A 26174-nucleotide genomic window follows, 5' to 3' on the forward strand; every position below is an offset into this window, starting at 1 on the left:
GACGTGAAGACTGCAATCGCAAACCTTGGGAGGATATCATGCGACGGCATCTACTAGCGACAACAGCAGGCATCTTGCTGGCCATGGCGGGTTCCGCCTATGCCGGCATGGACGAGGCGAAAACATTCCTGGACAAGGAAGTCGGCGATCTTTCGACGCTTTCCCGTGGGGACCAGGAAAAGGAAATGCAATGGTTCATCGATGCCGCGAAGCCCTTCGCCGGCATGGACATCAAGGTCGTTTCCGAAACGCTGACCACCCACGAATATGAATCGAAGGTGCTGGCACCGGCGTTCACCGCCATCACCGGCATCAAGATCACCCACGACCTGATCGGCGAAGGTGACGTCGTCGAAAAGCTGCAGACGCAGATGCAGTCGGGCGAGAATATCTACGACGCCTATGTCAACGATAGCGACCTGATCGGCACCCATTGGCGCTACCAGCAGGCCCGCTCGCTGACCGACTGGATGGAAAAGGAAGGCAAGGATGTCACCAATCCGGGACTCGACATCAACGACTTCATCGGCACCAAGTTCACGACCGCGCCGGACAAGAAGCTCTACCAGCTTCCCGACCAGCAGTTCGCGAACCTCTACTGGTTCCGCTACGACTGGTTCAACGACGAGAAGAACAAGGCGGACTTCAAGGCGAAGTACGGCTACGATCTCGGCGTTCCGGTCAACTGGTCTGCCTATGAGGATATCGCCGAGTTCTTCACCGGCCGCGAAGTGAACGGCAAGAAGGTCTTCGGCCACATGGACTACGGCAAGAAGGACCCGTCGCTTGGATGGCGCTTCACCGACGCATGGCTGTCGATGGCCGGCAACGGTGACAAGGGCCTTCCGAACGGTCTTCCGGTCGACGAGTGGGGCATCAAGGTCGACGAGAACTCGCGTCCCGTCGGCTCATGCGTCGCGCGTGGCGGCGATACCAACGGTCCGGCTGCCGTCTACTCGATCCAGAAGTATCTGGATTGGTTGAAGGCCTATGCACCGCCGGCGGCGCAGGGCATGAACTTCTCCGAATCCGGCCCCGTGCCGGCGCAGGGCGAAGTGGCGCAGCAGATCTTCTGGTACACAGCCTTCACGGCCGATGCCGTCAAGCCGGGTCTGCCAGTCGTCAACGAGGACGGCACGCCGAAGTGGCGCATGGCACCAAGCCCGCACGGCGTCTACTGGAAGGACGGCATGAAGCTCGGCTATCAGGACGTCGGTTCCTGGACGCTGATGAAGTCGACGCCCGACGACCGCGCCAAGGCCGCATGGCTCTATGCGCAGTTCGTCACCTCGAAGACGGTCGACGTGAAGAAGAGCCATGTCGGTCTCACCTTCATCCGCGAATCCACCATCCGCGACAAGAGCTTCACGGAGCGCGCTCCGAAGCTCGGCGGTCTGGTCGAGTTCTATCGCTCGCCGGCCCGCGTGCAGTGGTCTCCAACAGGCACCAACGTTCCTGACTACCCGAAGCTGGCACAGCTTTGGTGGCAGGCCGTCGGCGATGCGTCCTCAGGCGCCAAGACCGCCCAGGAAGCCATGGATTCGCTTTGCGCCGAGCAGGAAAAGGTCCTGCAGCGCCTCGAGCGCGCCAAGGTGCAGGGCGATATCGGCCCGAAGCTCGCCGAAGAGCATGATCTCGAATACTGGAACAAGGACGCGGTCGCCAAGGGCAACCTCGCTCCCCAGCTGAAGATCGAGAACGAGAAGGAAAAGCCGGTTACCGTCAACTACGACGAACTGGTCAAGAGCTGGCAGTCCCAGTAACGGGCGCCAGGCCGGGGTTTCAAACCCCGGCCAATCTCCATGCCGGCGGCGTGCGAAGGCTGTCGCCGGTTCTCTCCATTTTCAAATCCATGTTGGCAACCTGCCGTTCGAACGGCGGGAACGGTACTCCTATTCAGTCGGAACAGATCATGGGCGGGTTCATTCTGGCGATCGATCAGGGCACGACGTCGTCGCGGGCAATCATCTTCGACGACAGAATGACGATGGTCGCCTCGGCGCAGATGGACGTCCGGCAGCATTATCCGCAGGCGGGCTGGGTCGAACATGATGCCTGCGAGATATGGGAGAGCGTCGTCGCCACCGCCCGGCAGGCGATCGACAAGGCGGGCATCGCGGCTTCGGCGATCGCCGCGATCGGGATCACCAACCAGCGTGAAACGACCGTTGTGTGGGACCGCAAGACCGGCAGGCCGCTTTACAGGGCAATCGTCTGGCAGGACAGGCGGACCGCCGAGATCTGCGACAGCTTGAAGGCGGACGGCTACGAGAGGCTGGTTCGCGCCAAGACGGGGCTGCTGCTCGATCCCTATTTCTCCGGCACCAAGCTGCGCTGGCTGCTCGACAATGTCGACGGGCTGCGGGAGCGCGCACGGATGGGCGGTGTTTGCTTCGGCACCATCGACAGCTGGCTGATCTTCAATTTGACGGGCGGGCGGGTTCACGCCACCGATGCGACGAACGCTTCGCGCACCATGCTTTACAACATCACCGATGCGACTTGGGACGACGAGCTTTTGGGCGTGCTTGCAATACCGGCGCCGCTGCTGCCTGATGTCAATGACTGCGCTGATGATTTCGGGGTCACGGACAGGTCTATCCTCGGAGCGGCAATCCCGATCCTGGGCGTTGCCGGAGACCAGCAGGCCGCGACGATCGGTAACGCCTGTTTCGATCCTGGCATGATGAAATCGACCTACGGGACGGGTTGCTTCGCGCTGCTCAACACCGGCGGGGATCGGGTTGCCTCGTCGAACCGCATGCTGACGACGATCGCTTATCGGCTGGACGGCGAAACGACCTATGCGCTCGAAGGGTCGATCTTCATTGCGGGTGCTGCCGTGCAATGGCTGCGCGATGGACTCGGCCTCATTTCGCGCGCCTCCGACAGCGGCGCTTTGGCTGTTGCGGCCGACCAGGGGCAGCGCGTCTACATGGTGCCCGCATTCACCGGTCTCGGCGCGCCCTATTGGGATCCGCAGGCGCGCGGTGCCATCTTTGGATTGACGCGCAACAGCGGGCCGGCGGAGCTGGCGCATGCGGCGCTTGAATCGGTCGCTTACCAGACGTTGGACCTGCTTGTGGCCATGCGCAAGGATTGGGGCGAGCGTCGGACCGGGACCGTGCTCAGGGTCGATGGCGGCATGACGAATTCCGACTGGACGATGCAGCGCCTCGCCGACATCGTCGCCAATCCCGTGGATCGCTCAGCAGCGCAGGAGACGACGGCTCTCGGTGCCGCATGGCTTGCGGGGTCGCGGGCGGGTGTCTGGCCGGATCGCGCCGCTTTCGCGAAAGCATGGCACAGCGACCGCCAGTTCCTGCCGACGATGCCGGACACCGAACGGCAGGCGAAGATCGCCGGCTGGCGCGATGCCGTATCGCGAACGCTTTCGCGCCCGCTCAGCCCGTGATCTTGACGTCCGATCCTGCCAGCAGTGAGAGGTCGCGGGCGGCTTGTTGCAGCATGACGATCGTTTGATCGATATCGGGCGCGTCTGGCGCGTTGACGAGACCGATATAGGGGCAGGTGAGGGCGGCGATGACGCGGCCGTCGGGGCCGAGGATTGGGGCGGAGAGGTTGTGGACGCCGGCGGTCTGGGCGCTCGGCATCTTCGCGTAGCCACGTTCGCGGATATCTGACAGGCGCTGGTAGAACTCCGGTCCCAGCCGCTTGGCCTTGGGATCGCGGGCGTGCTCGGCGATCATCATCTCGCGTTCCTCATCGGTGCGGAAGGCCAGCAGCACGTGGCCGGAGCCGGTTTCGAGCAGGCTCATATGCGAGCCGACGCGGATCGAGATGCCCCAGTAATTCGGCGCCTCGTGCTGGGCGATGACGACGGCGGAACCCCGATCGAAGACCACGAGATGGTTTGCCTGACGGGTGCGCTGCGCGAGATCGCGCATCAGCGGCATGGCGAAGGAGGCGAGCCGGCGGGCAGGGGCGTGCAGCTGCGACAGGCCGAAGAGCTTGAGCGTCAGCGTGAACCGGTCGCCCTCGAGCTTGGTGACATATCCACGGCGCACGAGGCGGTCGAGCATGCGGTAGAATTCGTTGGGGCTGCGGTCGAGGCGCTTGGCGATTTCAGCCTGGGTGAGCCCCTCCTCGACGCTCGCCAGAAGCTCGAGGATATCAAGCCCCTTGTCCAAGGCAGGCGCCCGGTACCGGTCGGCTTCATCCGCGTCCATGCTGTTCTCCTGTGAATATGCCTTTACATATACAAATAAGCCGAAGCCGAAAAGCGAAAGTTCTGCGGCGCTTTCGGCAATCCGGGACAACTTCCCCGTTTCACGAAGCGGCTTGCTACCCAGGTCAGGCGCACATAGCATGCGGCAGATTTGCAGGATGACGCCGATGTTTCTGACGCAGGAAGAGCTTTCAAATATCACCGCGTTTCGCCGCGAGCTTCACCGCTATCCGGAGGTGTCGGGCGAAGAGGTCGAGACCGCGCGCCGGGTGCAGGAGGCGCTGCTTCTGGCAAAGCCCGATCGGATCGTCTCGAACCTTGGCGGCCATGGTGTCGCCGCTGTCTATGACGGGGCCATTCCGGGGCCGACGGTCCTTATCCGCTGCGAGCTCGATGGATTGCCGATCGAGGAGATATCCAACGAGGAATACCGGTCGACGATCCCGGGCAAGGGGCATCTTTGCGGTCACGACGGGCACATGTCGATCCTGATGGCGGTTGCGACGGCGCTCGGGCAGAAGCGGCCGAACAAAGGGCGTGTGATCCTCCTGTTTCAGCCGGCCGAGGAGAATGGCGCGGGTGCGGCCGCGGTGCTCGCCGATCCTCAGTTCGCGACGCTGAAGCCCGATATGGCGCTGTCGTTGCATAATCTTCCGGGTGTGCCTTTGGGGCATGTGCTGCTGCGTGAAGGTCCGGTCAACTGCGCGTCGCGTGGGATGAAGATCGTTCTCAACGGCAAGACTTCGCACGCCTCCTGCCCGGAAGATGGCATTGCGCCGACATTCGCGCTGGCGAGCCTGCTTGGCGGGTTGACGGCGCTTGGGAGCGTCGCACCTGTCGGTCCCGATTTCGCGCWGGTGACCGTCACCCACGCCCGGCTCGGCGAGCCCGCCTTCGGCATCAGCCCCGGGCGGGCCGAGATATGGGCGACGTTGAGGACGCTGACCGACGAGCGGATGGCCGGGCTGGTGCAGCGCGCCGAAATGCTGGCGAAGAACGAGGCGGATGCCGCCGGGCTTGAGATCGAGATCACTTACGAGGATGTGTTTCATCAGTGCTTCAATTCGCCCGAAGCCGTCGATGCGCTGCGGCGGGCGCTGGATGACGAGGGCGTCAGTCACCAGAGCGACAGCCGCCTGCTGCCGATGAAGGGCTCGGAGGATTTCGGGCTGTTTCGAACCGTCGCGCCATCGGCCATGTTCTTCCTCGGGTCGGGCGAAACGCATCCGCAATTGCACAATCCGGATTATGATTTTCCCGAGGCGTTGATCCCGATCGGGGCCGGCGTCTTCATGCGGGCGATCACCAATATCCTCGGCTGATGATGCCGCAGATTTGATTGATGTCATGTGCGCCGGCTCATGGAAATTGCCCGCGCCGGTCGTTTTTCCCTTTCCCACTCGGCGGGATGGGCCTATCTACGATCGGGTCGACCGACGCCCCACGCCGCATGTGCTGTTGCCGGCCGTTTGATCCAGATTTCACATTGGCAGATTGATGACAGCAGTTGAGACGGTCGAGGCGGATGGTGACGCGGGTAGCGCGCGCCGTTCGAAAATAGTGGCGCTGGTCGTCGCCGTATCTTTCTTCATGCAGATTCTCGACGGTACGATCGTCACCACCTCGCTGCCGCAGATGGCGGCGAGCTTCGGTGTTCCCACGATATCGATGAGCATCGGCATCACCGTCTACATGCTGACCATGGCGGCATTCATTCCGCTCTCCGGCTGGCTTGGCGATCGCTACGGCGCGCGCCGCGTCTTCATGGCGTCCATCGCCGTATTCACGGTCGCCTCGCTGCTCTGCGGGCTTTCAGAGAATCTGACCGAATTCGTGCTTGCCCGCGCGGTCCAGGGCGCCGGCAGCGCGCTGATGACGCCTGTGGGGCGGATCATCGTGCTGAAGAACGCACGCAAATCCGAACTGGTGCAGGCCATCGCGCTGATCACCTGGCCGGCACTGACGGCACCCGTCATCGGGCCGCTGCTAGGAAGCGTCATCACCACCTATGCAAGCTGGCACTGGAACTTCCTGATCAATCTTCCGATCGGTGTGCTCGGTATGGCGCTTGTCTGGCGTTTCGTGCCGGAGCAGCGCGAGGAGGATGCCGGAAGGCTCGACGTGCGCGGCTTTATCCTGAGCGGCGCCGGGCTGACGCTGCTTCTGGCGGCGCTCGAACTGTCGGCGAAATGGCATGGCGGTCTTGCGCCCGTCGGCGCCATGCTGGTTGCCGGTATCGTTCTGTCTTTCCTGGCGTATCGGCATTTCATGCGCGTCGACAATCCGCTGCTCGATCTCTCGTCGTTCAAGGTGCAGACCTTTGCCATCGCCACGCTGTCTGCCGGAACGGCAAGCCGCACCTCCATCAATGCGCCGCCGTTTCTGCTGCCCCTGTTGTTCCAGCTCGGCTTCGGGCTGAGCTCCATCGAGGCGGGCATCTACCTGCTGGTCTATTTCCTCGGCAATCTGAGCATGAAGACGGTGACGACGCCGTTGCTCGCGCGGTTCGGCTTCCGGACCGTACTCTTCTTCAACGGGTTGATCGCGGCACTGACAATTGCTGCCTGCGGCTTTCTCGTGCCGGAGACGCCGCGTTTGGTCATCTACGCCTTGCTGTTCATCACCGGCCTGTCGCGCTCCATGCAGTTCACCGCGCTCAACACGATCGCTTTTGCCGATATCAGCGGCGCGCAAAGAAGTTCGGCCTCGACCTTGTCGAGCATGCTGCAGCAGATGTCGATGTTGCTCGGTGTTGCGATTGCGGCCGCCGTTCTCAACGTGTCGGCTGCCGTTCGCGGGCTCAGCGATCCCGGGCTTGTCGATTTTCGCTGGGCTTTCGTTGTCATCGGCGCGATCGGCGTCGTTTCGACGCTGCGGTTTCTGCAATTGCCTCATGATGCCGGCGCCGAGGTTTCGGGACACAAGCGTCAGCGGTAGTGCCTAGTCAGTTATCCAGGTGCGGCCGATTTCCACGTCGCCGCCCGGATCGTGACGTGATAGCGAGGGCTCAGATGATTGCTTCGAGCCGCGTCGCCTTTCTGTCGCCTTTCTTTCCTATGAAAAGCGGGCGCTCGTTCTTACTACCGAAGTTGCTACCAAACTTGGCGGGGATACCTTGCGGCTGACACGTTTTCTGCTTCAGAGCCTATTGTTTGTCTCGCTGGCCGTGGCCGGCGCTGGTTCCAGCCATGCGCAGACCCCGCCACCCGCAGCACCTACGCAGAGCGCTCAGCCAGCCGCTGCACAGAATCCTCCGGCGCAGAGCGGGCCGGGCGACCAGGCCGCCAAGCACATGGCCAAGGCAAAGGCCGATTTTGCGGCACTTCAGGAAAACTTGAAGCAGAACGTCGACGACGATGACGGACTGGTGGCGCTGGCCGGGCGGGCGGATGAGCTCAATCGCGGCGTTGCCGGGATTGCCGGTGGTATCACGCCACGCCTCGATCAGATCAAGGCACGTCTGGCCGAGCTTGGCGAGCCGCCGAAGGACGGGCAGCCGCCCGAGGCCGAGATCGTCGCCAACGAGCGAAACGCCTTGATGTCCGAGCGCGCGCAGCTCAACGTGGTACAGGGCGATGCCGAAACGCTGACCGCCTCGCTCGGCCGGATGAGCAACCAGATCGCGGAACTGCGCCGCAAGCTTTTTGCCGCAACGCTGCTTCGCCGCAGCGACATCTCCGCCTCCGTGCTTGCCGATGCCGGCACCGCGTTTGTCCAGGAAGTGGGCGCATTCCAGCAGGCACTGGCGAGCTGGCTGGGCTTCGTGCTGAAGTTCAAGGCCTTCGCCTTTGCGGCTGCAATCTTCATGTCGCTCGCAACGGCGCTGATCCTTCTCTCCGGCAGCTACCGGCTCTTCGGGCACTATCTGCAGCGCAAGGAGAGCGACGAGCCGCCTTCCTATATCAGCCGGCTGTCGATCGCCTTCTGGTCGACGTTGGTCAGAACCTTGTCGCTCGCGACACTGTTGGTCACGTCCTATCTCTTCCTCGATAGCTTCAATGTCCTGAGACCCGATATCGCGCCCGTTGTGGCGGCGCTGTTCTCGACGATCGGCGTTATCTATTTCGTTCGGCGCTTCACCAATGCAGTGTTCGCGCCCCGCGATCCGCAGTGGCGTCTCGTCCGACTGTCCAATCGCGGCGCGAGCTCGATCAGCGCCTGCCTGCTGGCGATGGCGATCGTCCATGCGCTGGACTTCTTCTTCGGCAGCATCAGCGAATCGATGGGTTCGCCTCTGGTTCTCACCGTCGTACGCAGCTGGATCGCGGCGCTGATCATCGGTCTGATCCTGATCGCGGCGTCCTTCGGGCGGCCGATGATGGCGAAGAGCCGTGATCCCGATGCGCCTGGTCGGCATTGGCCGAAGGGCCTGGCGATCGTGCTCCGCGTGCTTGGCGGCGGTCTCATCTTCGCGGCGCTGACCGGTTATGTCGGTTTCGCGCGCTTCATCGCATCGCAGCTGATCTTTACCGGCGCGATCGGCGTAACGACCTATATCGGCCTGCTCTCGGGCAAGGCGATTTCGCGGACGGAAACCTTCGGCGATACGCGGCCGGGCCAGTATCTCGCGTCGCGTTTCAAGCTCGGGCCTGTCGTGATCGATCAGGTCGGGCTGCTCGTCGGCTTCTGCATCTACGGCGTGGCGCTGGCAACAGGTATTCCGCTGATCTTGCTGCTCTGGGGCTTCCATGTGCAGGACCTGCAGCTGATCGCCTATCGCCTGTTCACGGAAGTCCGGCTCGGCGGCATCAGCATTTCGCTGGTCGGCATCCTCACGGGTATCCTGCTGTTCGCCGGCTGCTATCTCCTGACGCGCTGGATCCAGCGCTGGCTTGATAACAACGTCATGGCCCGCAGCCATGTCGACCTTGGCGTGCGCAACTCGGTCAAGACGGGCATCGGCTATCTGGGTGTCGGCATCGCGGCGCTGATCGGCGTGTCGGCGGCCGGTATCGATCTGTCGAGCTTCGCGCTGGTCGCCTCGGCTCTGTCCGTCGGTATCGGTTTCGGCTTGCAGAACATCGTATCGAACTTCGTGTCCGGCCTGATCCTGCTGGTCGAGCGGCCGTTCAAGGTCGGCGACCATGTGGTCTCGGGGACCGCTGAAGGTATCGTCAAGCGCATCTCGGTGCGTGCGACGGAGATCGAGACCTTCCGCAAGCAGTCGATCATCGTGCCGAACTCGGAGCTGATCAACGCCAATGTTGGCAACTGGACCCATCGCAACAAGATGGGACGCTCCGAAATCCCTGTTTCGGTGAGCTATGATTCCGATCCGCAGAAGGTGATGGATATCCTGCTCGAATTGGTGAATGCGGTGCCGCTGGTGCTGCGCAATCCGGAACCGCATGTGGAGTTCCTGCGCTTCGGTCCTTACTCGCTGGATTTCGAGCTGCGCTTCATGCTCGGCGACATGGGCGACGGGTTGAAGGTGCGCAATGATCTCAGGATTGCGATCCTCAAGCGCTTCCGCCAGGAGGCGATCGAGATCCCGCTGCCGCAGAGCGATGTGGTGTTCCACCGCCAGCCGGATACCGTCACGCCGGACGCTGAAATCCTTGCGCCGGAGCCGGCAGCGGAAGAGGTTTCCGGCGACGCCAAGATCGACGAGGACGATGGCCGCGTTCGCCGGCTGCGCGGGAAGACGGCGGACGGCTAAGCCGTCTGCCTGCTCGTCACTAGGCGATAGAATAGCGCTGCGCGAACAGTCCTTTAATCATGTTGCGAAGAAAGGCCCTGCGGCGTGTTCTTGCGGTCATTTGTGCCGCAAGTAAGCTTGCCGTTTAATACTTATTCAAACCGCCCCATGTACCGATTTGAAGCAGGGAGACCGATTTCAGTTTGGGGTTTTGACATGGCGTTTTTGGGGATTTCCGGGATGCAGTATTCCGGCGACACATTTAATGATGTTCGTATTGTTCTGGCGGAGGATTCGAACGTCTTTACGTCGATGATCAGCACGCGTTTGAAGGAACTCTTCAACATCGACGTGGAGATTTGCCGGAATTTCGAAGATCTCCAGCTGTGCTACGACAAGTCGTCCCAGGAAATCACGCTCGCCATTTCCAACATCAATCTGCCGGGCGCCGAGAACGGCGAGGCGCTTGAGTATCTGGTTGATCTCAGCATTCCCACGATCGTCTTCACCGGCACGTTCCATGAGGGCATGCGCGACAAGCTGCTGGCAAAGGATATCGTCGACTACATCCTCAAGGACAACGTCTTCGCCGTCGATCTCCTGGCCGAATCCATTTGCCGCTTCCTGACCAACCATCGCCATCACGTGTTGATCGTCGACGACAGCGCCACGGCACGCGCGCTGCTGTCGAGCCGGCTGAAGCGCTACAATTTCCGTGTGAGCACGGCCGATAGCGGCGCCAAGGCGCTGGAGATTCTCAAGGCCAATCGCGATATCGGGCTGATGATCACCGACTACAACATGCCTGATATCGACGGCTTCGAACTGACGCGACGCATCCGTTCCAGCATCGGCTCGCACCAGTTGCGGATCATCGGCGTGTCGTCTTCGTCAAATCGTTTGCTCTCGGCGCGGTTCCTGAAGGCCGGCGGCAACGACTTCATGCTGCGGCCGTTCATCGACGAAGAGTTCTATTGCCGCGTCAACCAGAACCTCGACACGTTGTTGCAGATCCAATCGATGCAGCCGATGCGCAAGAGCGCCTGACACGTCGCTTTCGCAGGCCACCTGTCAAAAGACAACCCGAAGCGCGTGGAGCGTTTCGGGTTCTTTTTGCTCTTGGCTTTGCTTTTCTGCTCAGGCGGCGATGGCCTGTCGTGCGGTCGCCATCGTCATTTTCCGCTCGGCGCGCTCCTGCTGCGGCGAGCGGTGGTAGAGTTCGCGATAACACTTGGAGAAGTGCGATGCGGAGACGAAGCCGCAGGCGACAGCCACTTCAACCACCGGCATGGATGACTGCACCAGCAGGTGACGAGCGCGGTCGAGCCGGATTTCGAGATAATAGCGGGCAGGGGAGCGGCCCATTTCCTGGCGGAACAGGCGCTCGATCTGGCGGCGCGACAGGCCGGCGCCGTCTGCGATCTCCAGCAGCGACAAGGGCTCGGCGAGATTGCCTTCCATCAATTCGATGATCGACAGAACCTTGCCGTTCTGGACGCCGAGACGGGCGCGCAGCGGCAGGCGCTGGCGGTCGTGCGGGCTGCGTACGCGGTCGGTCAGGTGCTGCTCGCAGACGCGGTTGACCAGCGTCTCGCCGAAGTCCTCACCGATGAGGTTGAGCATCATGTCGAGCGAGGCGGTGCCGCCGGCGCAGGTGTAGAGATTGCTATCCACTTCGTAGAGATCGGCATAGACCTCCGCCTGCGGGAAGGCTTCGGAGAAGCCCGGCAGGTTTTCCCAGTGGATCGCGCAGCGCTTGCCGTTCAGGAGACCAGCCTGAGCAAGCACATGCGCGCCCGTACAGAGACTGCCGACGGCGACGCTGCGATTGTAGGATTCGCGCAACCACGCATTGACGGATTTGTTGTTGAATTCCTCGACGTCGATGCCGGAACAGACCAGCACCATGCTCGGGCGGTTCTCGCCGCCGAGGTTGCGACGCTCGTCTGCCAGCGACGTGTTGGCCTCGACGCCGATGCCGCAGGAGGAATAGACCTTTTCGCCATCAACCGAGGTCAGGCGCCAGGTATAGGCCTGGTAGCCCAGCATGCGGTTGGCGATGCGCAGCGTATCGATTGCGGCCGAAAAGGGCAGCATCGTAAACTGCGGTACCATGAAGAAGACGATGGAGCGTTTCTTATGCGACATCTTGCTCATGTGAGAAATCCATGATGGAGGGCCAATGCGCTATTGGTGCTTGGATTGCGCCGCTTAGATATTCAGAAAGCGACATTCTCATGGAAAAATGCGGCCGCAAAGAGCAAAAATGCGACATTGCTTTAATTGACGTCGGTCAATTGGCTTTTGACAAGAACAAATGTTCGCCAAAAGCCCCTTTAGAAATACATGTTCCTGATATTCAAGATTAAATCACGAGGGGCCTAAAACGACGAAAGCGGCTCTGCCGGGAAGCAGGCGCCGCTCTCATGCGGGGAGGTATGTCGCATCCATTACATCGCCTTGTGGTCGTCTACATTATCCGCCGACGGCCAGCCGAAATCCTTGCGCATGTCAATCGGCATGGCTTCGATTTCGCGTGCTGCCTGCCACTGATGCCACGCGCGGGCAACCTTGCGGGCATAGGCTGACAGGGAGTGGTCATGGTGAGCCACATGGGACAGCTTGTTGTCTCTGAAGGTGATCGTGGTCATGTCGAATGTCCTTTCTCGTATCGACCGACGTCTCTCGGTTGTGAATTCGTTGTTACTGATATGGTCCTTTGCGGCCCATCAATCAAACGAATAGAGTTTATGGCTATCATCAATCATTTTGAATGATTGGCCGATCATCTGGATCGGGCAGCCGACGGCGCTGACGATGACGACGGTGATGCCCGCTGGCGCATAGCGGCGCGGCACGTTCACGTCGGCGGCAAGGTGGCCGGGCTGGCGGGCGATCTGTTCGATGGCGGTCCGTCGCATCGCCAGAACGCGGCGGCGGGCGATGAAGTCGCGCAGGCTGTCTGTCAGGGTTCGAGTGGTCATCGGTTTGTCTCCTTCATCGAAGTGATCCGATGCCAACCAGACTGAACCTCCGTTGACTTTCAATCAAACAAAATGATATTGTGTTATGTATCAAGAAAATTGAAAGATGAGATGATGACAGCTCCGCTTCGCCGTCCCATTCCGCTCCTCGACAACGATGTGCTTCGCACCTTCGTGGCGATCGCCGAGACCGGCAATTTTTCAACGGCCGCCGAAGCCGTGTTCCGGACACCCTCGGCCGTGTCCATGCAGATCAAGAAACTCGAAGAGCAGCTCGGCGCGACGTTGTTTCTGCGCGACGCGCGCTCGGTTTCGCTGACGCAGCATGGCGAGGTTCTGCTGTCGTACGCGCGCAACATGCTGGCTCTCTCCAATGAGGCCGTGTCGCGCTTCATCATGCCGGAGCTGAGCGGCGTCGTGCGGCTGGGGGCGCCCGAGGATATCGGCGAGCGCATCCTGCCCGGCATCCTGAAGAACTTCGCCGAGAATTTTCCCGGCATCATGGTCGATGTGACCATCGACATGAGCCTGGGGCTGCGCAAGCGCATGGAGGAGCAGAGGCTCGATCTGGCGCTGATCAATTGCGCCACGCGCCCGCTGCCGACCGATGGCGAGATCGTCTATCGCGAAAGGCTGGTCTGGGCCGGCGCCAAATGCGGTACCGCGCATCGCCGCGAACCCTTGCCGATCTCCATCTGGGAAGAGGGATGCATCTGGCGGCTTGAGGCGCTTGCGCAGCTCGAGCGGATGAAGCGGGATTTCCGCGTGGCGTTTCTGAGCGGTCACACGATGGCACAGCGCGCCGCCGTGGTCTCCGATCTCGCGATCGCGCCTCTGCCGCGCTCCTATGTCGGAGAGGACATGGAAATTCTCGGCGCGCAGGACGGGCTGCCCGAACTCGGCTCGTTCGATATCCGCCTGTTGACCGTATCGCAGATGACCGCACCGATGAAAACGGTGGCCGAAAGCATCCGGCTGGCATTCAGCGAAAAGGCCAAGGCGATCGCCGCCTGACGGCCGACCGGGCATGTGACCGATGCCCGGCTAATATCGTTCATTTAAAAAAGAGAAGTCCGGCTGAAACCTTTTTGGGTTCAGTGCGTTATCAGCGCGCAGCAGTCGTGCGACTGGCTGCGGAGAGCGGTTTTTAACAAGGGATTTCCGACTATGACCACCACGGTAAAGATTGGTGCTGCCATCATGCTTCTGTTCACTCTGGCCTCTTGCGCCAACACCATCCGTGGCGTCGGCCGCGACGCGGCCAACACCGTCAATGCTACGCAGGATGCCGGCCGCAGCGTCAATCACGCCGCGAAGCGCTAAGCCGGCTCAGATCTGCGCCGGCGGATAGGCTTTTTCCAATCCGCCGGACGCCGTCAGGCCCTTGCGGAAGGCGGAATAGGTCGGATGCTGGCTGGACTTGGAAGCTTCCATCAAACGAATCTGGAGACGCGGCGGCGCTGCGTCCCCAACCCATTTTCCCAATGCCTCGAGCTTCAGCGTGTTCAGGAACGGTGCGCGCGACGCATTGTCGAGGTGACGATGGATGCCATCAATCAGGCTGTCGTCCTGCGCCGGGTTTTCCATGATCAGCCCGAGATAGGACTTGTCCTGTTCGCCCAGCGCGGAAAACTTGGCGGCGATCGTCTCGGAATCGGGAAACGGGGCTGAGGTCATCGTCATTCTCCATGTCGTCTGTATTCGTTCGTCGCTGGAAGCGGCGAGTCGTCTTCGGCGACTTATATGCAACGTGCTTGCTTGCGGAAACCTGTCGCCCGTGCGGCAGCCTGTCTCAACCCGCTCATATCGTTGCCGAAACAAAATCGTCAAAACGGCCTGAATTCATATTTGGTTAAGTGCTCACTAACCATCCGGTAACAATGTGGCGCTAAGAATAGCGACGTGGCGGGGGACAACCGCTGCTTCTCCGGATCAGGTATTGCGTCCCGGGGAACGTGAGCTTCGCCGTGTATGGGCAAAGCGCCAGCGTATTTCGGCAAGCCGCGCGACCTCGGGTCTGCGCGGCTTTCGCATTTAGAACGGTTGCGATCGAGCCGTTGCAATTGACCAGGGCTGAAACGCCGTTGTACGCCGTCTTCAGTTTCGAGGAGCGCCGCGTCAATGACCAAAGCCATCATGCTGCAAGGAACCGGCTCGGATGTCGGCAAGACGGTGCTGGTTGCCGGCCTGTGCCGGCTGGCCGCCAATCGCGGCATTTCGGTGCGCCCGTTCAAGCCGCAGAACATGTCGAACAATGCCGCCGTCGCCGATGATGGCGGGGAGATCGGGCGGGCGCAGTGGCTGCAGTCTATGGCCGCGCGCGTACCGTCTTCCGTGCACATGAACCCGGTGCTCTTGAAACCGCAATCGGATGTCGGCAGCCAGATCATCGTGCAGGGCAAGGTCTGGGGGCAGGCCAAGGGGCGCGACTACCAGCGGCTCAAACCGCAATTGCTCGATTACGTGACCCAGAGCTTCGAGGAGGTTTCGCGCGGCGCCGATCTCGTCATCGTCGAGGGGGCAGGGTCGCCGGCCGAGATCAACCTGCGGCCCGGCGATATCGCCAATATGGGCTTTGCGACGCGCGCCGGTGTGCCCGTGGTTCTGGTCGGCGATATCGATCGTGGCGGGGTGATCGCTTCGCTGGTCGGGACGCACACGATCCTGTCCGACGAGGATCGGGCGATGATCTCGGGCTATATCATCAATAAGTTTCGTGGCGACGTCTCGCTGTTCGACGACGGGATTGCTGCTGTCGGGCGTTTCACAGGCTGGCCCTGTTTCGGCGTTGTGCCGTGGCTGAAGGCCGCCGCGCGGCTGCCGGCTGAGGATTCGGTGGCGCTGGAGCGGCTGGCGCGGGGGCGGGCCGGGGCGCTGAAGATCGCGGTTCCCGTGTTGCCGCGCATCGCCAACTTCGACGATCTCGATCCGCTGCTGGCGGAGCCGGATGTGGAGCTTGTTTTCGTTCGTGCCGGCGAAAGATTGCCTGCCGATGCGCAGCTGATCATTCTTCCAGGCTCGAAGTCGACCATTTCCGATCTTGCGGATTTCAGGGCTCAAGGCTGGGATAAGGATCTCTCCGCGCATATCAGGCGCGGCGGACGGGTCATCGGTATTTGCGGTGGCTACCAGATGCTCGGGCGCATGGTGCGTGATCCGCTGGGCATCGAAGGGAGTGTGCGCGAGATCGATGGGCTCGGGCTGCTCCACGTCGAGACCGTCATGGACGCGGAGAAGACGGTGCGCAACAGCGCGGCGGTTTCGGCCGAGAATGGCGAGGCGCTCTCGGGCTACCAGATCCATCTCGGGATTACCGAAGGCGCCGACCGCGTTCGGCCTTTCGCGATCGTCGACGGCAAGCCTGATGGCGCGATATCCGGGGACGGGCGGGTCGTTGGGACGTATCTGCACGGGCTGTTTGCGAGCGACGGCTACCGGTCCCGGCTGCTTGCGAGCTTCGGCCTGACCGGTCAAAGCCGCGACTATCGTGCAGGCGTCGAGCAGGCGCTCGACGAGGTGGCCGCCGAGCTCGAGGCCCATCTCGACAAGCGCTGGCTGGACAACCTGTTGGGTTAGATTTCGCCCGAGACCTCGCGGCGGCGGCGGTCGAGCTCTTCGCTGTAGCGGCGCAGCGTGTGGGCTTCGCTGAGCTGGCCGACCACGGTGCGCTCGACGAGATTGTTGACGACGGCGAGCGCTTCGCTCTCCGTCTTGTCGAAGATCGCGGCGGCCTGCTTGGCGTTCATCTGCGGCGTCAGGAAGTCGTTGCGGTAGCGCACGAATTCGTCGAGACCCTTGCTCTCGTCGGCGGTGTCGGTGAGATTGGCGTAGATATCGGGCACGAGCACGAGGCCGGCATATTTGCCGCTGTCCTCGACCAGGATCACGCGCTGGGCCGAGCCGATCGGGAAGCTCTCCTTGAATTGCTCGATGCTGATGCCGACCTTCGCGGTCTTGACGTCGGCGCGCATCAGCTTGTTGACCGTCAGATTGCGGATCCAACCGACATCGTGGGCGCTGCGGATGCTTTCGCCACGCAGGTGGAAACGCCATGTGGCGAAGGAGTAGCCGAAGGTGCTGCGCACGACGAGCGACGAGGTGATGACGGCGGCCAAGACCAGCGCCGTGATCGGGAAGTCGCCGGTGATCTCGAGCGCCAGGAAGGTCATGGTCAGCGGCCCGCCGATGACGGCGACGGCAAGCGAGCTCATGCCGACGACGGCGTAGATGATCGGCGTCAGCGTCGCATGGGCGAAATAGGGGGCCGAGTAGGCGAAGAACTTGCCGAGCAGCGCGCCCATGAACAGCGAGGCGAAGAACAGGCCGCCGCGGAAGCCGGAGCCGATCGAGATCGCCGAGGCCAGCGCCTTGAGCAGGAAAAGGCCGATCAGCACGGGAATCACGACCTCACGATCGAGATTGAGATGCAGCGCGCCATGGCCTGCCGACAACACTTGCGGCGTCACCAGCGCGAGCAGCCCGACGATGATGCCGCCTAGCGCCGGGCGGAAGGGGAGCGCGATCGAGCTGCGGCGCGCGAGCTCCTCGATGAAGGCGACGCCCTGCATGATCAGGATGCCGATGCCGGCGCAGAAGGCGCCGAGCAGGATGGCGGGCACATAGTCGGCCGGCATGACGGTGCCGAAATCGCCGACATCGATGATGAAGTCGCTGCCGGCGAGTAGCCGGGCCACCAGCGTTGAAACGAGCGCCGAGACGACGACCGGCGTCAGCGATACGATCGTGTAAGTGCCGATGATCAGCTCGAAGGCGTAGAAGGCGCCCGTCAGCGGCGCATTGAAGGCGGCCGCAATGGCGCCGGCGGCGCCGCAGCCGACGAGGACGCGCAGATCGGCGCGGCGCAGTTGCAGCTTGAAGCCGAGCTTCGAGGCTATGCCCGACGCCAACTGCGTATAGCCGGCCTCTAGGCCGACGGAGGCGCCGAAACCGTTGGAGATCAGGTTCTGGATCGCGACGATGATGCTGTCGGTCAAGGACAGGCGGCCGCCATGCAGCGCGTTGGCCTCGATCGGGTCGACCATCGGCTTCTTGCGGGTCTTCGCCAGCACATACATCAACAGGCCGAGCAGGATGCCGCCGCAGACGGGGGCCGCCATCAGCAGGAACTTGTCGTCGATTTGCGAGGAGCTCAGACGCTCCACATCGCTGATCCCGAAGATCAGGCTGTGCATCTCGCGCGAGATCAGGCTCATGCCGGTGACGGCGAGGCCAGACGTGACGCCGATCAGCGCGCCGGCCAGCACCATGCCCATCTCGCTGCGCCTCAGGAGCGCGCGCATGCGCCCCGCATCGAGCAGTGTGTGTAGCGGGCCAAGCCGTCTAAGATTGATTTTTAGGCGCATGATGGGGAAACTAGGCGGGCGAAAGCCCGTTCAAGGGTGGCGAAGGAGGGGACATTTACGGTGCTGCGCCGCATGCGCTGCAAATGCGGCAAAAACCCGGCTGACGCAACAAGTTTTTATGACATTAAGTCTCTGATAATAGACGATAAATCTGGTAGAGATGATCGTCTTGAGAGTTGATGCCAGTCAATTTGGCTGGTGGCCGCGATTGGCGGTCGATTGACTTCGCAGTCGCGCTTGCCTAACCATGGATCGATAACGGATGGTTCCGGATCGCCAAAAGCGGTGCGGATGAAAAGGGAATGTGACGGGGTGGACCCAACCAGGGCGCCTTCATCACAGCCGACCCCGCGACTGTAGAGCGGTCAGGGTCTTCCGTCCGGCGTCGGATGTTCTCAAGCCGGCTGCCTGCGTGGTGCAGGCGGGCGAGAGGCTGAAGACGGCGGAAAAAGCCACTGGCAATGCAAGCACGATCAACCGGGGTTGGACGCCTCTAAATCTACGAATCGTCCGCCTTTTCATGATTGCAGCCGGGAAGGCGAGGAAGAACCGATGGCACGATCGGGATGGCCTGCACGGCTATCCCGATCGTCGCCTGGACCCGCGAGCCAGGAGACCTGCCAATCGTGCCGGGCGCAAAGCCCATCCCTGGGCAAGTGTGCCCAATGCCAGCACGGAGGTTGTCATGGCAGACAATGAGATTTTGGCGTCGGCCGGACCGATGCTTGGAAGCTTCAATAAGCGCGCCCTCATTCCTGTGCCCAAGCTTGGCTCGGGCGATGCCACAGAAATCCAGCGCGTCCAAGTCCTTGGACGCGGAAGACTCCATGGAAGCAACGAAGTCATTCACCGCGCGGACGCGCGGTGGCTGGATTCCTGTGACAAGCACAGGAATGAGGGAGATGTGGGCAGGCAATCGCGCTCGACATTGGAAGCCTTGCGCGTATGACGACCGTATCCTCTACGCTCATCCTCGGCGGCGCCCGCTCCGGCAAGTCGCGCTTTGCCGAACAGCTCGTCGTCGACAGCGGCCTCGATCGCCACTACATCGCCACCGGCCGCGCCTGGGACGAGGAGATGCGCGCGCGGATCGATCAGCACAAGGCCGATCGCGGCGACCTCTGGACTACGCATGAGGAGCCTCTCGATCTCGCAGGCCAGCTTGCCGCGATCGATGGCGAGGGGCGGGCGGTTCTGGTCGATTGCCTGACGCTCTGGGTCACCAATCTGATGATGGAGGAGCGCGACATGGCGGCGGAGTTTGCGGCACTTGCCGCCTATCTGCCGAAGGCCAAGGCGCGCCTCGTCATTGTTTCCAATGAAGTCGGCCTCGGTATCGTGCCCGAGAACCGGATGGCGCGCGAGTTTCGCGACCATGCCGGACGGCTGCACCAGATGATCGCGGCGGTCGCCGCGGATGTGTATTTTATCGCGGCGGGACTGCCGCTGAAAATGAAGGGTTGAATTGATGAACCAGCAGAAGATCCCCGCCACCGTTATCACCGGCTTTCTCGGCGCCGGCAAGACGACGATGATCCGCAACCTGTTGACCAATGCGGGCGGCAAGAAAATCGCGCTCATCATCAACGAGTTTGGCGATCTTGGCGTCGACGGCGAAGTGCTGAAGGGCTGCGGCGCGGAAAACTGCACCGAGGACGATATCATCGAGCTCACCAATGGCTGCATCTGCTGCACCGTGGCCGACGATTTCATCCCGACGATGAGCAAGCTCCTTGAGCGCGAGAACCGTCCTGACCATATCGTCATCGAAACCTCGGGTCTTGCCCTGCCGCAGCCGCTGGTCGCCGCCTTCAACTGGCCCGACATCCGAACGCAGGTGACGGTCGACGGCGTGATCACCGTGGTCGACAGCGCCGCCGTCGCCGCCGGCCGTTTTGCCGACGATCACGATGCCGTCGACGCCCGCCGCGTCGAGGACGAGACGCTCGACCACGAGAGCCCGATCGAGGAACTGTTCGAGGATCAGCTGACCTGCGCCGACCTGATCGTGCTCAACAAGACCGACCTCATCGACGGCGCCGGCCTTGCCCGGGTGCGCGACGAGGTTGCTTCGCGCACGGCGCGCAAGCCCGCGATGATCGAGGCGAAGAACGGCGACGTGCCGGCAAGCGTGCTGCTCGGCCTTGGCATCGGCACCGAGGAGGATATCGGCAACCGCAAGTCCCATCACGAGCTGGAGCATGAGGACGGTACGCCGCACGACCACGACGAGTTCGACAGTTTTGTCGTCGAGCTCGGCCCGATCGCCGATCCAGCCGCCTTCGTTGAGAGCCTGAAGGGCATCATCGCCGAGCATGACGTTCTGCGCCTCAAGGGCTTCGTCGACGTTCCCGGCAAGCCGATGCGCCTGCAGTTGCAGGCTGTCGGAGGCCGTATCGACCACTATTTCGACCGCGCCTGGGCGGCCGGCGAGACGCGTGGCACGCGGCTGGTGGTGATCGGGCTGCATGAGATGGACGAGAGCGCGGTGCGCAAGGCGATCGAGGCGCTGGTTCAAGGTTGATGGTTGGGATGGGCGGTTGTCGCTTTGAGAATCGTTTGAGCGATGCGGTGCGGCCCCCTCATCCGCCTGCCGGCACCTTCTCCCCGCGGGGGAGAAGAGACTCGTGGCTAGCCGCTAGTGCCAATCTTCCCTTCTCCCCGACGGGGAGAAGGTGGCCCAAAGGGTCGGATGAGGGGGCCACGTACTCCGCGCCTACGACCAACATTTCCCGTAAAGACACACCGACATGCACCTTCTCCTAGCCCAGCAGGGAACCATCAGCGACGGCGAGGAGGCGATCGATCTTGGTCAGTCCCCCGGCGACATTCTGTTCCTCTCGGCCGCCGACACCGAACTGGCGGCGGTGGCCGCTACGCATGGCCGGCGTGCGGATGCAAGGTCGCTGCGTATCGCCAGCCTGATGAGCCTCAAGCATCCGATGTCCGTCGATGCCTATGTAGAGCGCACGGCGCGGCATGCGAAGCTGATCATCGTGAGAGCACTGGGCGGCGCCAGCTATTTTCACTACGCGCTGGAGGCGCTGCATGCGGCTGCTGCGCGGCACGGGGCGCTGATCGCGGTACTACCGGGAGATTCCAAGCCGGATGCGGGGTTGACGCCGTTTTCGAATGTGCCGCTTGAGGATCTGAATGCGCTCTGGGCTTATCTGATCGAGGGGGGCGATGCGAATACGCATGCGTTTCTCGATTATGCCGAGGCGATGCTGTCGGGGGTCGAGAAGCCGGAGGCGGCAGCGCCTTTGATGAAGGCTGGGATCTGGTGGCCGGGGCGGGGTGTTGTTGGGGTTGAGGAGTGGAGGGCGCTGTCGGTGGGCGGGTTACCCCCCTCTGTCCTGCCGGACATCTCCCCCACAGGTGGGGAGATTGGCTGGGAGCGCCCGCTCGCTCCAACCTCAATTGTTTGGCTGGGAGATAGCAACGAGTCGATCTCCCCCCTTGTGGGGGAGATGCCCGGCAGGGCAGAGGGGGGTATCGCGAGTGAGACGCTAGCCACCGCGAACATCCCCACCATCGCCATCTCCTTCTACCGCGCCCTCGTGCAAAGTGGCGAAACCCGCCCGGTCGAGTCGCTGATCGAAGCGCTGATCGCTCAAGGAATCCGGCCGCTTCCGGTCTTCGCCTACAGCCTCAAGGACCCCGTCTCCAAAGGCATCCTTGAAAGCGTCTTCGCCGCCACGAGGCCCGATGTCGTCATCAACACGACAGGTTTCGCGGTCTCGGCGCCGGGTGCGGAGCGGCAGCCGACGGTGCTGGAAGCGAGCGACGCCGTCGTGCTGCAGGCGATCTTTTCCGCATCCTCGAAGGAGGTATGGGAGAACTCCTCGCAGGGACTGTCGGCGCGCGATCTTGGGATGAACGTGGCGTTGCCCGAGGTCGATGGCCGTGTTCTTGCCCGCGCGGTCTCGTTCAAGTCGGCGGCGCGCTATGATGCGCGGGTCGAGGCCAATATCGTCGCCAGCGAGCCGGATGCTGGACGCATGGCTTACACCGTGCAGCTCGCCGCCAACTGGGCGCGGTTGCGGCATGCGAAGCCGGCGGAGCGGCGGGTGGCGCTTGTGATGGCGAACTATCCGAACCGCGATGGCCGGCTCGGAAACGGCGTCGGGCTGGACACGCCAGCGGGCACGATCGAGGTGCTCCAGGCGATGCGCAAGGCTGGTTATCCTGTCAGCGACATCCCTGCCGATGGCGACGCGCTGATGCGTCATATCATGGATGGCCCGACCAATTCCGGGCGTGACGGGAAGATCATCCGCGAGATGCTTTCCGTGAGTCGTTACAAGGATTTCCTCGTAACTCTTCCGAAAAAGATTCAAGATGAGATCGGCGCGCGCTGGGGCGAGCCGGAGGCTGATCCCTATGTCGTGGACGGCGCGTTCGCGCTGCCGTTCACGCGTTTCGGCGATGTGCTCGTCGGCATCCAGCCGGCGCGTGGCTACAATATCGATCCGAAGGAAAGCTACCATTCGCCGGATCTGGTGCCGCCGCATGGCTATCTGGCCTTCTATGCGTTTCTCCGCCATCAGTTCGATGCGCATGCGGTGATCCACATGGGCAAGCACGGCAATCTCGAATGGCTGCCGGGCAAGGCGCTGGCGCTGTCCGAGAGCTGCTACCCGGAAGCGATCCTCGGTCCGCTGCCGCATCTCTATCCCTTCATCGTCAACGATCCCGGCGAGGGGACGCAGGCCAAGCGCCGCACCGCCGCCGTGATCATCGACCATCTGACGCCGCCTTTGACGCGGGCGGAGAGCTACGGGCCGCTGAAAGATCTCGAAGCGCTGGTCGACGAATATTATGAGGCCTCGGGCGGCGATCCTCGGCGGATTCGGTTGCTTGGAAAGCAGATCCTAGAGCTGGTCGCCGATATCGGGCTCGATCAGGATGCGGGGATTGCGAAGGGGGAAAGCGAGAGCGAGGCGCTGAAGAAGCTCGATGCCTATCTGTGTGATCTCAAGGAAATGCAGATCCGCGATGGGCTACATGTGTTTGGGGTGTCGCCGGCAGGGCGGTTGCTGACGGATCTGACGGTGGCGCTGGCGCGGGTGCCGCGCGGGCTGGGTGAGGGTGGTGACCGGAGTTTGCAGCGGGCGATTGCTGGGGATGTTTTCGGGAGTGGTGGTGACGCGGTGGGGAGCTTGGCGGGTGGGGTACCCCCCTCTGTCCTGCCGGACATCTCCCCCACAGGTGGGGAGATCGACTCGCGGCTTGCTCCCCAACCAAACAATGAGCGTGGAGCGAGCGGGCAAGCCCAGCCAATCTCCCCACCTGTGGGGGAGATGCCCGGCAGGACAGAGGGGGGTACCCCACCCGCCAACGCAACCTTCGACCCCCTCGATTGCGACATGGCCGCCGCATGGGCCGGCCCACGCCCCGAAATCCTCGCGGACGTCTCGTCCGACCCGTGGCGCACCCAGGGCGATACCGTAGAGCGCATCGAACTGCTGGCCGCCAAGTTCGTTTCCGGTGAGCTGCCATGCCCTGCCGATTGGCACGCGACCCGCGCCGTCCTCGACGAAATCGAAACCCGCCTGAAGCCCGCCATCCTCGCCTGCGGCGACGCCGAGATCGAAGGCTTGCTTCGCGGCCTCGACGGCCGCTTCGTCGCCCCCGGCCCCTCGGGCGCGCCGACGCGCGGGCGGCCGGATGTGTTGCCGACGGGGCGGAATTTTTACTCCGTGGACAGCCGCGCGGTGCCGACGCCGGCGGCTTACGAGTTGGGCAAGAAATCGGCGGAGCTTCTGGTGCGCCGCTATGTACAGGATCACGGCGAATGGCCGGTGTCCTTCGGGCTGACGGCCTGGGGCACGTCGAACATGCGCACCGGCGGCGACGATATCGCCCAGGCGCTGGCGCTGATCGGCGTCAAGCCGGTCTGGGATATGACCTCGCGGCGGGTCACCGGCTATGAGATCATTCCGCAGGCGATGCTCAGGCGGCCGCGGGTGGATGTGACGCTGCGTATCTCCGGCTTCTTCCGCGATGCCTTTCCGGAGCAGATCGCGCTGTTCGACAAGGCGATCCGGGCCGTTGGGGCTCTGGATGAGGATGCCGATGACAATCCGATCGCGGCGCGGATGCGCGGCGAGGCGGCGCGGCTTGAGGAGGCCGGGCTAGACGTTGCGCAGGCGATGCGGCGGGCGGGGTATCGGATTTTCGGGTCGAAGCCGGGAGCCTATGGCGCAGGGCTGCAGGCGCTGATCGACGAGAAAGGCTGGGAGCGGCGCGCCGATCTGGCGGAGGCCTATCTGGTCTGGGGCAGCTATGCCTATGGCGCCGGCGAAGAGGGCCGGGCCGAGCGCGGCGTCTTCGAGGAGCGGCTGCGGTCCATCCAGGCTGTCGTGCAGAACCAGGACAATCGCGAGCACGACCTGCTCGACAGCGACGATTACTACCAGTTCGAAGGCGGCATGGCGGCGGCGGCGGAGACGCTCGGCGGCAGCAGGCCGTCGATCTATCACAATGATCACTCGATGCCGGAGAAACCGGTCATCCGGTCGCTGGAAGAGGAGATCGCTCGCGTCGTGCGCGGCCGCGTCGTCAATCCGAAGTGGATCGATGGCGTCATGCGCCATGGCTACAAGGGTGCCTTCGAGATCGCGGCCACAGTCGATTATCTCTTCGCCTTCGCGGCGACAACAGGTGCTGTCGGCAACCATCATTTCGAGGCGGTCTATCAGGCCTTCGTCGTCGATCAGCGCGTGCGCGATTTCATGATCGAGAAGAACCCTGCAGCCTACGAGGAAATGAGAGAGCGGCTGCTGGAGGCGATCGAACGACGGCTGTGGACGCCGCGCAGCAATTCGGCGCGGTTCGATCTCGCTGCCACAGACCATACACACGAAAGATCAGGCGGTGGCGACACCGCCGACCGACTGAAGATTGCATCCGGGGAAGTTTGACATGACTGAGGAAACCACCGAGACCACGACGGAAGCCACTGGCCACGACGACGCACGCCACAGCGAGAAGATGGCCAAGAAGAAGGCCGCGCGCGACAAGATCATGGCGACGAAGACGGGCGAGAAGGGCCTGATCATCGTCCACACGGGGAAGGGCAAGGGCAAGTCGTCTTCGGCCTTCGGGATGATCTTCCGCCATATCGCGCATGGAAAGCCCTCTGCCGTGGTGCAGTTCATCAAGGGCGCGATGTGGACGGGCGAGCGCGACCTGATCGAGAAACATTTCTCCGATGTCTGCCAGTTCCACACGATGGGCGAGGGCTTCACATGGGAAACGCAGGATCGCGCCCGTGATGTGGCTGCCGCCGGCGCTGCCTGGGAGAAGGCGAAGGAGCTGATCCGCGACGAGCGCAATTCCATGGTGCTGCTCGACGAGATCAACATCGCGCTGCGCTACGATTACATTGATATCAACGAGGTTATCGAGTTCCTGAAGACGGAAAAGCCCTATATGACTCACGTCGTTCTCACTGGGCGCAATGCCAAGGATGAGCTGATCGAGATTGCCGATCTGGTGACGGAGATGGAGCTGATCAAGCATCCGTTCCGCTCGGGTATCAAGGGGCAGGCAGGCGTGGAGTTCTGATGACGCAGAGCTGGGTTTTCTGGGCTGTTCTGTCGGCCGCGTTCGCGGCGCTGACGGCGATCTTCGCGAAGATCGGCGTGGCGGGCGTCAATTCGGATTTCGCCACGCTCATTCGCACCGTCGTCATTCTCATCATCATCAGCGCCATCGTGCTGGCGAGCGGGCAGTGGCAGCCGTTTTCCAGCATCTCGTCTAAGACCTGGCTGTTTCTCTGCCTCTCGGGCGCGGCGACCGGGGCGTCGTGGCTTGCCTATTTCCGCGCCCTGAAGATCGGTGATGCCGCCCGTGTCGCGCCGATCGACAAGCTGTCGATCGTCCTCGTCGCCATCTTCGGCGTCGTCTTTCTCGGCGAGAAGCTCAACATGATGAATTGGCTCGGCGTCAGCCTGATCGCTGGCGGAGCGTTGCTTCTCGCGTTGTTCTGAGGT

The 26174-nt window shown here is 62.4% G+C and carries 22 protein-coding genes and 1 riboswitch; of the genes, 16 read left to right on the forward strand and 6 right to left on the reverse strand.

Annotated features, from left to right (window positions below):
- Positions 1-38 precede the first annotated feature (38 nt).
- Both AC1DOG_RS03040 and glpK read left to right on the forward strand, forming a co-directional pair.
- Positions 39-1763: an ABC transporter substrate-binding protein gene (locus AC1DOG_RS03040; protein ID WP_477926777.1), complete on the forward strand. Its 1725-nt coding sequence runs from the start codon at positions 39-41 to the stop codon at positions 1761-1763.
- Between the two features lie 149 nt (positions 1764-1912).
- Positions 1913-3415 (forward strand): glycerol kinase GlpK, encoded by a 1503-nt coding sequence (gene glpK / locus AC1DOG_RS03045; RefSeq protein WP_477926778.1) that lies wholly within the window; start codon positions 1913-1915, stop codon positions 3413-3415.
- On the opposite strand, the gene AC1DOG_RS03050 is transcribed toward glpK, so the two are convergent.
- The gene (locus AC1DOG_RS03050; protein WP_477926779.1) at positions 3405-4190 is read right to left on the reverse strand and encodes an IclR family transcriptional regulator; all 786 of its coding nucleotides are present in this window, start codon (positions 4188-4190) and stop codon (positions 3405-3407) included. The genes glpK and AC1DOG_RS03050 overlap by 11 nt on opposite strands.
- Before the next feature lie 166 nt (positions 4191-4356).
- Here AC1DOG_RS03050 and AC1DOG_RS03055 point away from each other — a divergent pair, with 166 nt between their 5' ends.
- From AC1DOG_RS03055 to AC1DOG_RS03070, 4 genes are all read left to right on the forward strand, one after another.
- Positions 4357-5511 carry an amidohydrolase gene (locus tag AC1DOG_RS03055; protein ID WP_477926780.1) on the forward strand — a complete coding sequence of 385 codons (1155 nt, stop codon included), beginning with the start codon at positions 4357-4359 and terminating at the stop codon, positions 5509-5511.
- Positions 5512-5686: 175 nt separating this feature from the next.
- Complete coding sequence (locus tag AC1DOG_RS03060) at positions 5687-7126, forward strand: MFS transporter (RefSeq protein ID WP_477926781.1); 1440 nt, start codon at positions 5687-5689, stop codon at positions 7124-7126.
- A gap of 178 nt (positions 7127-7304) precedes the next feature.
- Positions 7305-9848, forward strand: coding sequence for a mechanosensitive ion channel domain-containing protein (locus AC1DOG_RS03065; protein ID WP_477926782.1), 2544 nt, complete (start codon positions 7305-7307; stop codon positions 9846-9848).
- A 195-nt stretch (positions 9849-10043) separates the two neighbouring features.
- Positions 10044-10874, forward strand: coding sequence for a response regulator (locus tag AC1DOG_RS03070; protein WP_112941732.1), 831 nt, complete (start codon positions 10044-10046; stop codon positions 10872-10874).
- Between the two features lie 90 nt (positions 10875-10964).
- Here the strand turns inward: AC1DOG_RS03070 and AC1DOG_RS03075 are convergent, their stop codons facing one another.
- Complete coding sequence (locus AC1DOG_RS03075) at positions 10965-11984, reverse strand: GlxA family transcriptional regulator (protein ID WP_018900461.1); 1020 nt, start codon at positions 11982-11984, stop codon at positions 10965-10967.
- An 11-nt stretch (positions 11985-11995) separates the two neighbouring features.
- Between AC1DOG_RS03075 and AC1DOG_RS03080 the strand changes: the two genes are divergently transcribed.
- The gene (locus AC1DOG_RS03080) at positions 11996-12196 is read left to right on the forward strand and encodes a hypothetical protein (RefSeq protein ID WP_162726935.1); all 201 of its coding nucleotides are present in this window, start codon (positions 11996-11998) and stop codon (positions 12194-12196) included.
- An 81-nt stretch (positions 12197-12277) separates the two neighbouring features.
- Here the strand turns inward: AC1DOG_RS03080 and AC1DOG_RS03085 are convergent, their stop codons facing one another.
- Positions 12278-12478, reverse strand: a complete 201-nt coding sequence (locus tag AC1DOG_RS03085) for a hypothetical protein (protein ID WP_018900462.1) — start codon at positions 12476-12478, stop codon at positions 12278-12280.
- Positions 12479-12556: 78 nt separating this feature from the next.
- A complete protein-coding gene (locus AC1DOG_RS03090; protein WP_477926783.1) occupies positions 12557-12811 on the reverse strand; it encodes a hypothetical protein in 255 nt (84 codons plus the stop codon).
- 72 nt (positions 12812-12883) lie between these two features.
- Here AC1DOG_RS03090 and AC1DOG_RS03095 point away from each other — a divergent pair, with 72 nt between their 5' ends.
- Together AC1DOG_RS03095 and AC1DOG_RS03100 are read left to right on the forward strand one after the other, a co-directional pair.
- A complete protein-coding gene (locus tag AC1DOG_RS03095; protein WP_026283379.1) occupies positions 12884-13825 on the forward strand; it encodes a LysR family transcriptional regulator in 942 nt (313 codons plus the stop codon).
- 153 nt (positions 13826-13978) lie between these two features.
- A complete protein-coding gene (locus AC1DOG_RS03100) occupies positions 13979-14134 on the forward strand; it encodes an entericidin domain-containing protein (protein ID WP_113010586.1) in 156 nt (51 codons plus the stop codon).
- Between the two features lie 6 nt (positions 14135-14140).
- On the opposite strand, the gene AC1DOG_RS03105 is transcribed toward AC1DOG_RS03100, so the two are convergent.
- Positions 14141-14488 (reverse strand): hypothetical protein, encoded by a 348-nt coding sequence (locus tag AC1DOG_RS03105; RefSeq protein WP_477926784.1) that lies wholly within the window; start codon positions 14486-14488, stop codon positions 14141-14143.
- A 444-nt stretch (positions 14489-14932) separates the two neighbouring features.
- Here AC1DOG_RS03105 and AC1DOG_RS03110 point away from each other — a divergent pair, with 444 nt between their 5' ends.
- Positions 14933-16387, forward strand: a complete 1455-nt coding sequence (locus tag AC1DOG_RS03110; protein WP_477926785.1) for a cobyric acid synthase — start codon at positions 14933-14935, stop codon at positions 16385-16387.
- Here the strand turns inward: AC1DOG_RS03110 and AC1DOG_RS03115 are convergent.
- Complete coding sequence (locus AC1DOG_RS03115; protein ID WP_018900664.1) at positions 16384-18174, reverse strand: chloride channel protein; 1791 nt, start codon at positions 18172-18174, stop codon at positions 16384-16386. The genes AC1DOG_RS03110 and AC1DOG_RS03115 overlap by 4 nt on opposite strands.
- Positions 18175-18420: 246 nt before the next feature.
- A riboswitch (cobalamin riboswitch) is annotated at positions 18421-18813 on the forward strand.
- 46 nt (positions 18814-18859) lie between these two features.
- On the opposite strand from AC1DOG_RS03115, the gene AC1DOG_RS03120 reads away from it, so the two are divergent.
- The 6 genes from AC1DOG_RS03120 to AC1DOG_RS03145 all read left to right on the forward strand — a co-directional run bounded on the left by AC1DOG_RS03120 (position 18860) and on the right by AC1DOG_RS03145 (position 26171).
- Complete coding sequence (locus AC1DOG_RS03120) at positions 18860-19123, forward strand: hypothetical protein (RefSeq protein WP_477926786.1); 264 nt, start codon at positions 18860-18862, stop codon at positions 19121-19123.
- The gene (cobU, locus tag AC1DOG_RS03125; RefSeq protein WP_477926787.1) at positions 19120-19638 is read left to right on the forward strand and encodes a bifunctional adenosylcobinamide kinase/adenosylcobinamide-phosphate guanylyltransferase; all 519 of its coding nucleotides are present in this window, start codon (positions 19120-19122) and stop codon (positions 19636-19638) included. The genes AC1DOG_RS03120 and cobU overlap by 4 nt, the downstream gene beginning before the upstream one ends.
- 4 nt (positions 19639-19642) lie before the next feature.
- On the forward strand, positions 19643-20698 hold the full coding sequence (gene cobW, locus AC1DOG_RS03130; RefSeq protein WP_477926788.1) for a cobalamin biosynthesis protein CobW: 1056 nt from the start codon (positions 19643-19645) through the stop codon (positions 20696-20698).
- A gap of 226 nt (positions 20699-20924) precedes the next feature.
- A complete protein-coding gene (gene cobN, locus AC1DOG_RS03135) occupies positions 20925-25100 on the forward strand; it encodes a cobaltochelatase subunit CobN (protein ID WP_477926789.1) in 4176 nt (1391 codons plus the stop codon).
- A 1-nt stretch (position 25101) separates the two neighbouring features.
- The gene (gene cobO / locus AC1DOG_RS03140) at positions 25102-25746 is read left to right on the forward strand and encodes a cob(I)yrinic acid a,c-diamide adenosyltransferase (RefSeq protein WP_477926790.1); all 645 of its coding nucleotides are present in this window, start codon (positions 25102-25104) and stop codon (positions 25744-25746) included.
- A complete protein-coding gene (locus AC1DOG_RS03145; protein ID WP_477926791.1) occupies positions 25746-26171 on the forward strand; it encodes an EamA family transporter in 426 nt (141 codons plus the stop codon). Before cobO ends, AC1DOG_RS03145 begins: the two co-directional genes overlap by 1 nt.
- The last annotated feature ends 3 nt before the right edge of the window (positions 26172-26174 follow it).

The sequence above is a fragment of the Rhizobium sp. 01N48 genome (assembly GCF_056399145.1).

Coding starts and splice junctions, on each gene's coding strand:
- AC1DOG_RS03080 (WP_162726935.1), top strand. CDS start 11,996: ATGATGGAGGGCCAATGCGCTATTGGTGCTTGGATTGCGCCGCTTAGA.
- AC1DOG_RS03115 (WP_018900664.1), bottom strand. CDS start 18,174: ATGCGCCTAAAAATCAATCTTAGACGGCTTGGCCCGCTACACACACTG.
- AC1DOG_RS03040 (WP_477926777.1), top strand. CDS start 39: ATGCGACGGCATCTACTAGCGACAACAGCAGGCATCTTGCTGGCCATG.
- AC1DOG_RS03070 (WP_112941732.1), top strand. CDS start 10,044: ATGGCGTTTTTGGGGATTTCCGGGATGCAGTATTCCGGCGACACATTT.
- AC1DOG_RS03105 (WP_477926784.1), bottom strand. CDS start 14,488: ATGACCTCAGCCCCGTTTCCCGATTCCGAGACGATCGCCGCCAAGTTT.
- AC1DOG_RS03100 (WP_113010586.1), top strand. CDS start 13,979: ATGACCACCACGGTAAAGATTGGTGCTGCCATCATGCTTCTGTTCACT.
- AC1DOG_RS03090 (WP_477926783.1), bottom strand. CDS start 12,811: ATGACCACTCGAACCCTGACAGACAGCCTGCGCGACTTCATCGCCCGC.
- cobO (WP_477926790.1), top strand. CDS start 25,102: ATGACTGAGGAAACCACCGAGACCACGACGGAAGCCACTGGCCACGAC.
- AC1DOG_RS03060 (WP_477926781.1), top strand. CDS start 5,687: ATGACAGCAGTTGAGACGGTCGAGGCGGATGGTGACGCGGGTAGCGCG.
- glpK (WP_477926778.1), top strand. CDS start 1,913: ATGGGCGGGTTCATTCTGGCGATCGATCAGGGCACGACGTCGTCGCGG.
- AC1DOG_RS03095 (WP_026283379.1), top strand. CDS start 12,884: ATGATATTGTGTTATGTATCAAGAAAATTGAAAGATGAGATGATGACA.
- AC1DOG_RS03050 (WP_477926779.1), bottom strand. CDS start 4,190: ATGGACGCGGATGAAGCCGACCGGTACCGGGCGCCTGCCTTGGACAAG.
- AC1DOG_RS03120 (WP_477926786.1), top strand. CDS start 18,860: ATGGCAGACAATGAGATTTTGGCGTCGGCCGGACCGATGCTTGGAAGC.
- AC1DOG_RS03110 (WP_477926785.1), top strand. CDS start 14,933: ATGACCAAAGCCATCATGCTGCAAGGAACCGGCTCGGATGTCGGCAAG.
- AC1DOG_RS03075 (WP_018900461.1), bottom strand. CDS start 11,984: ATGAGCAAGATGTCGCATAAGAAACGCTCCATCGTCTTCTTCATGGTA.
- cobW (WP_477926788.1), top strand. CDS start 19,643: ATGAACCAGCAGAAGATCCCCGCCACCGTTATCACCGGCTTTCTCGGC.
- AC1DOG_RS03085 (WP_018900462.1), bottom strand. CDS start 12,478: ATGACCACGATCACCTTCAGAGACAACAAGCTGTCCCATGTGGCTCAC.
- cobU (WP_477926787.1), top strand. CDS start 19,120: ATGACGACCGTATCCTCTACGCTCATCCTCGGCGGCGCCCGCTCCGGC.
- AC1DOG_RS03145 (WP_477926791.1), top strand. CDS start 25,746: ATGACGCAGAGCTGGGTTTTCTGGGCTGTTCTGTCGGCCGCGTTCGCG.
- cobN (WP_477926789.1), top strand. CDS start 20,925: ATGCACCTTCTCCTAGCCCAGCAGGGAACCATCAGCGACGGCGAGGAG.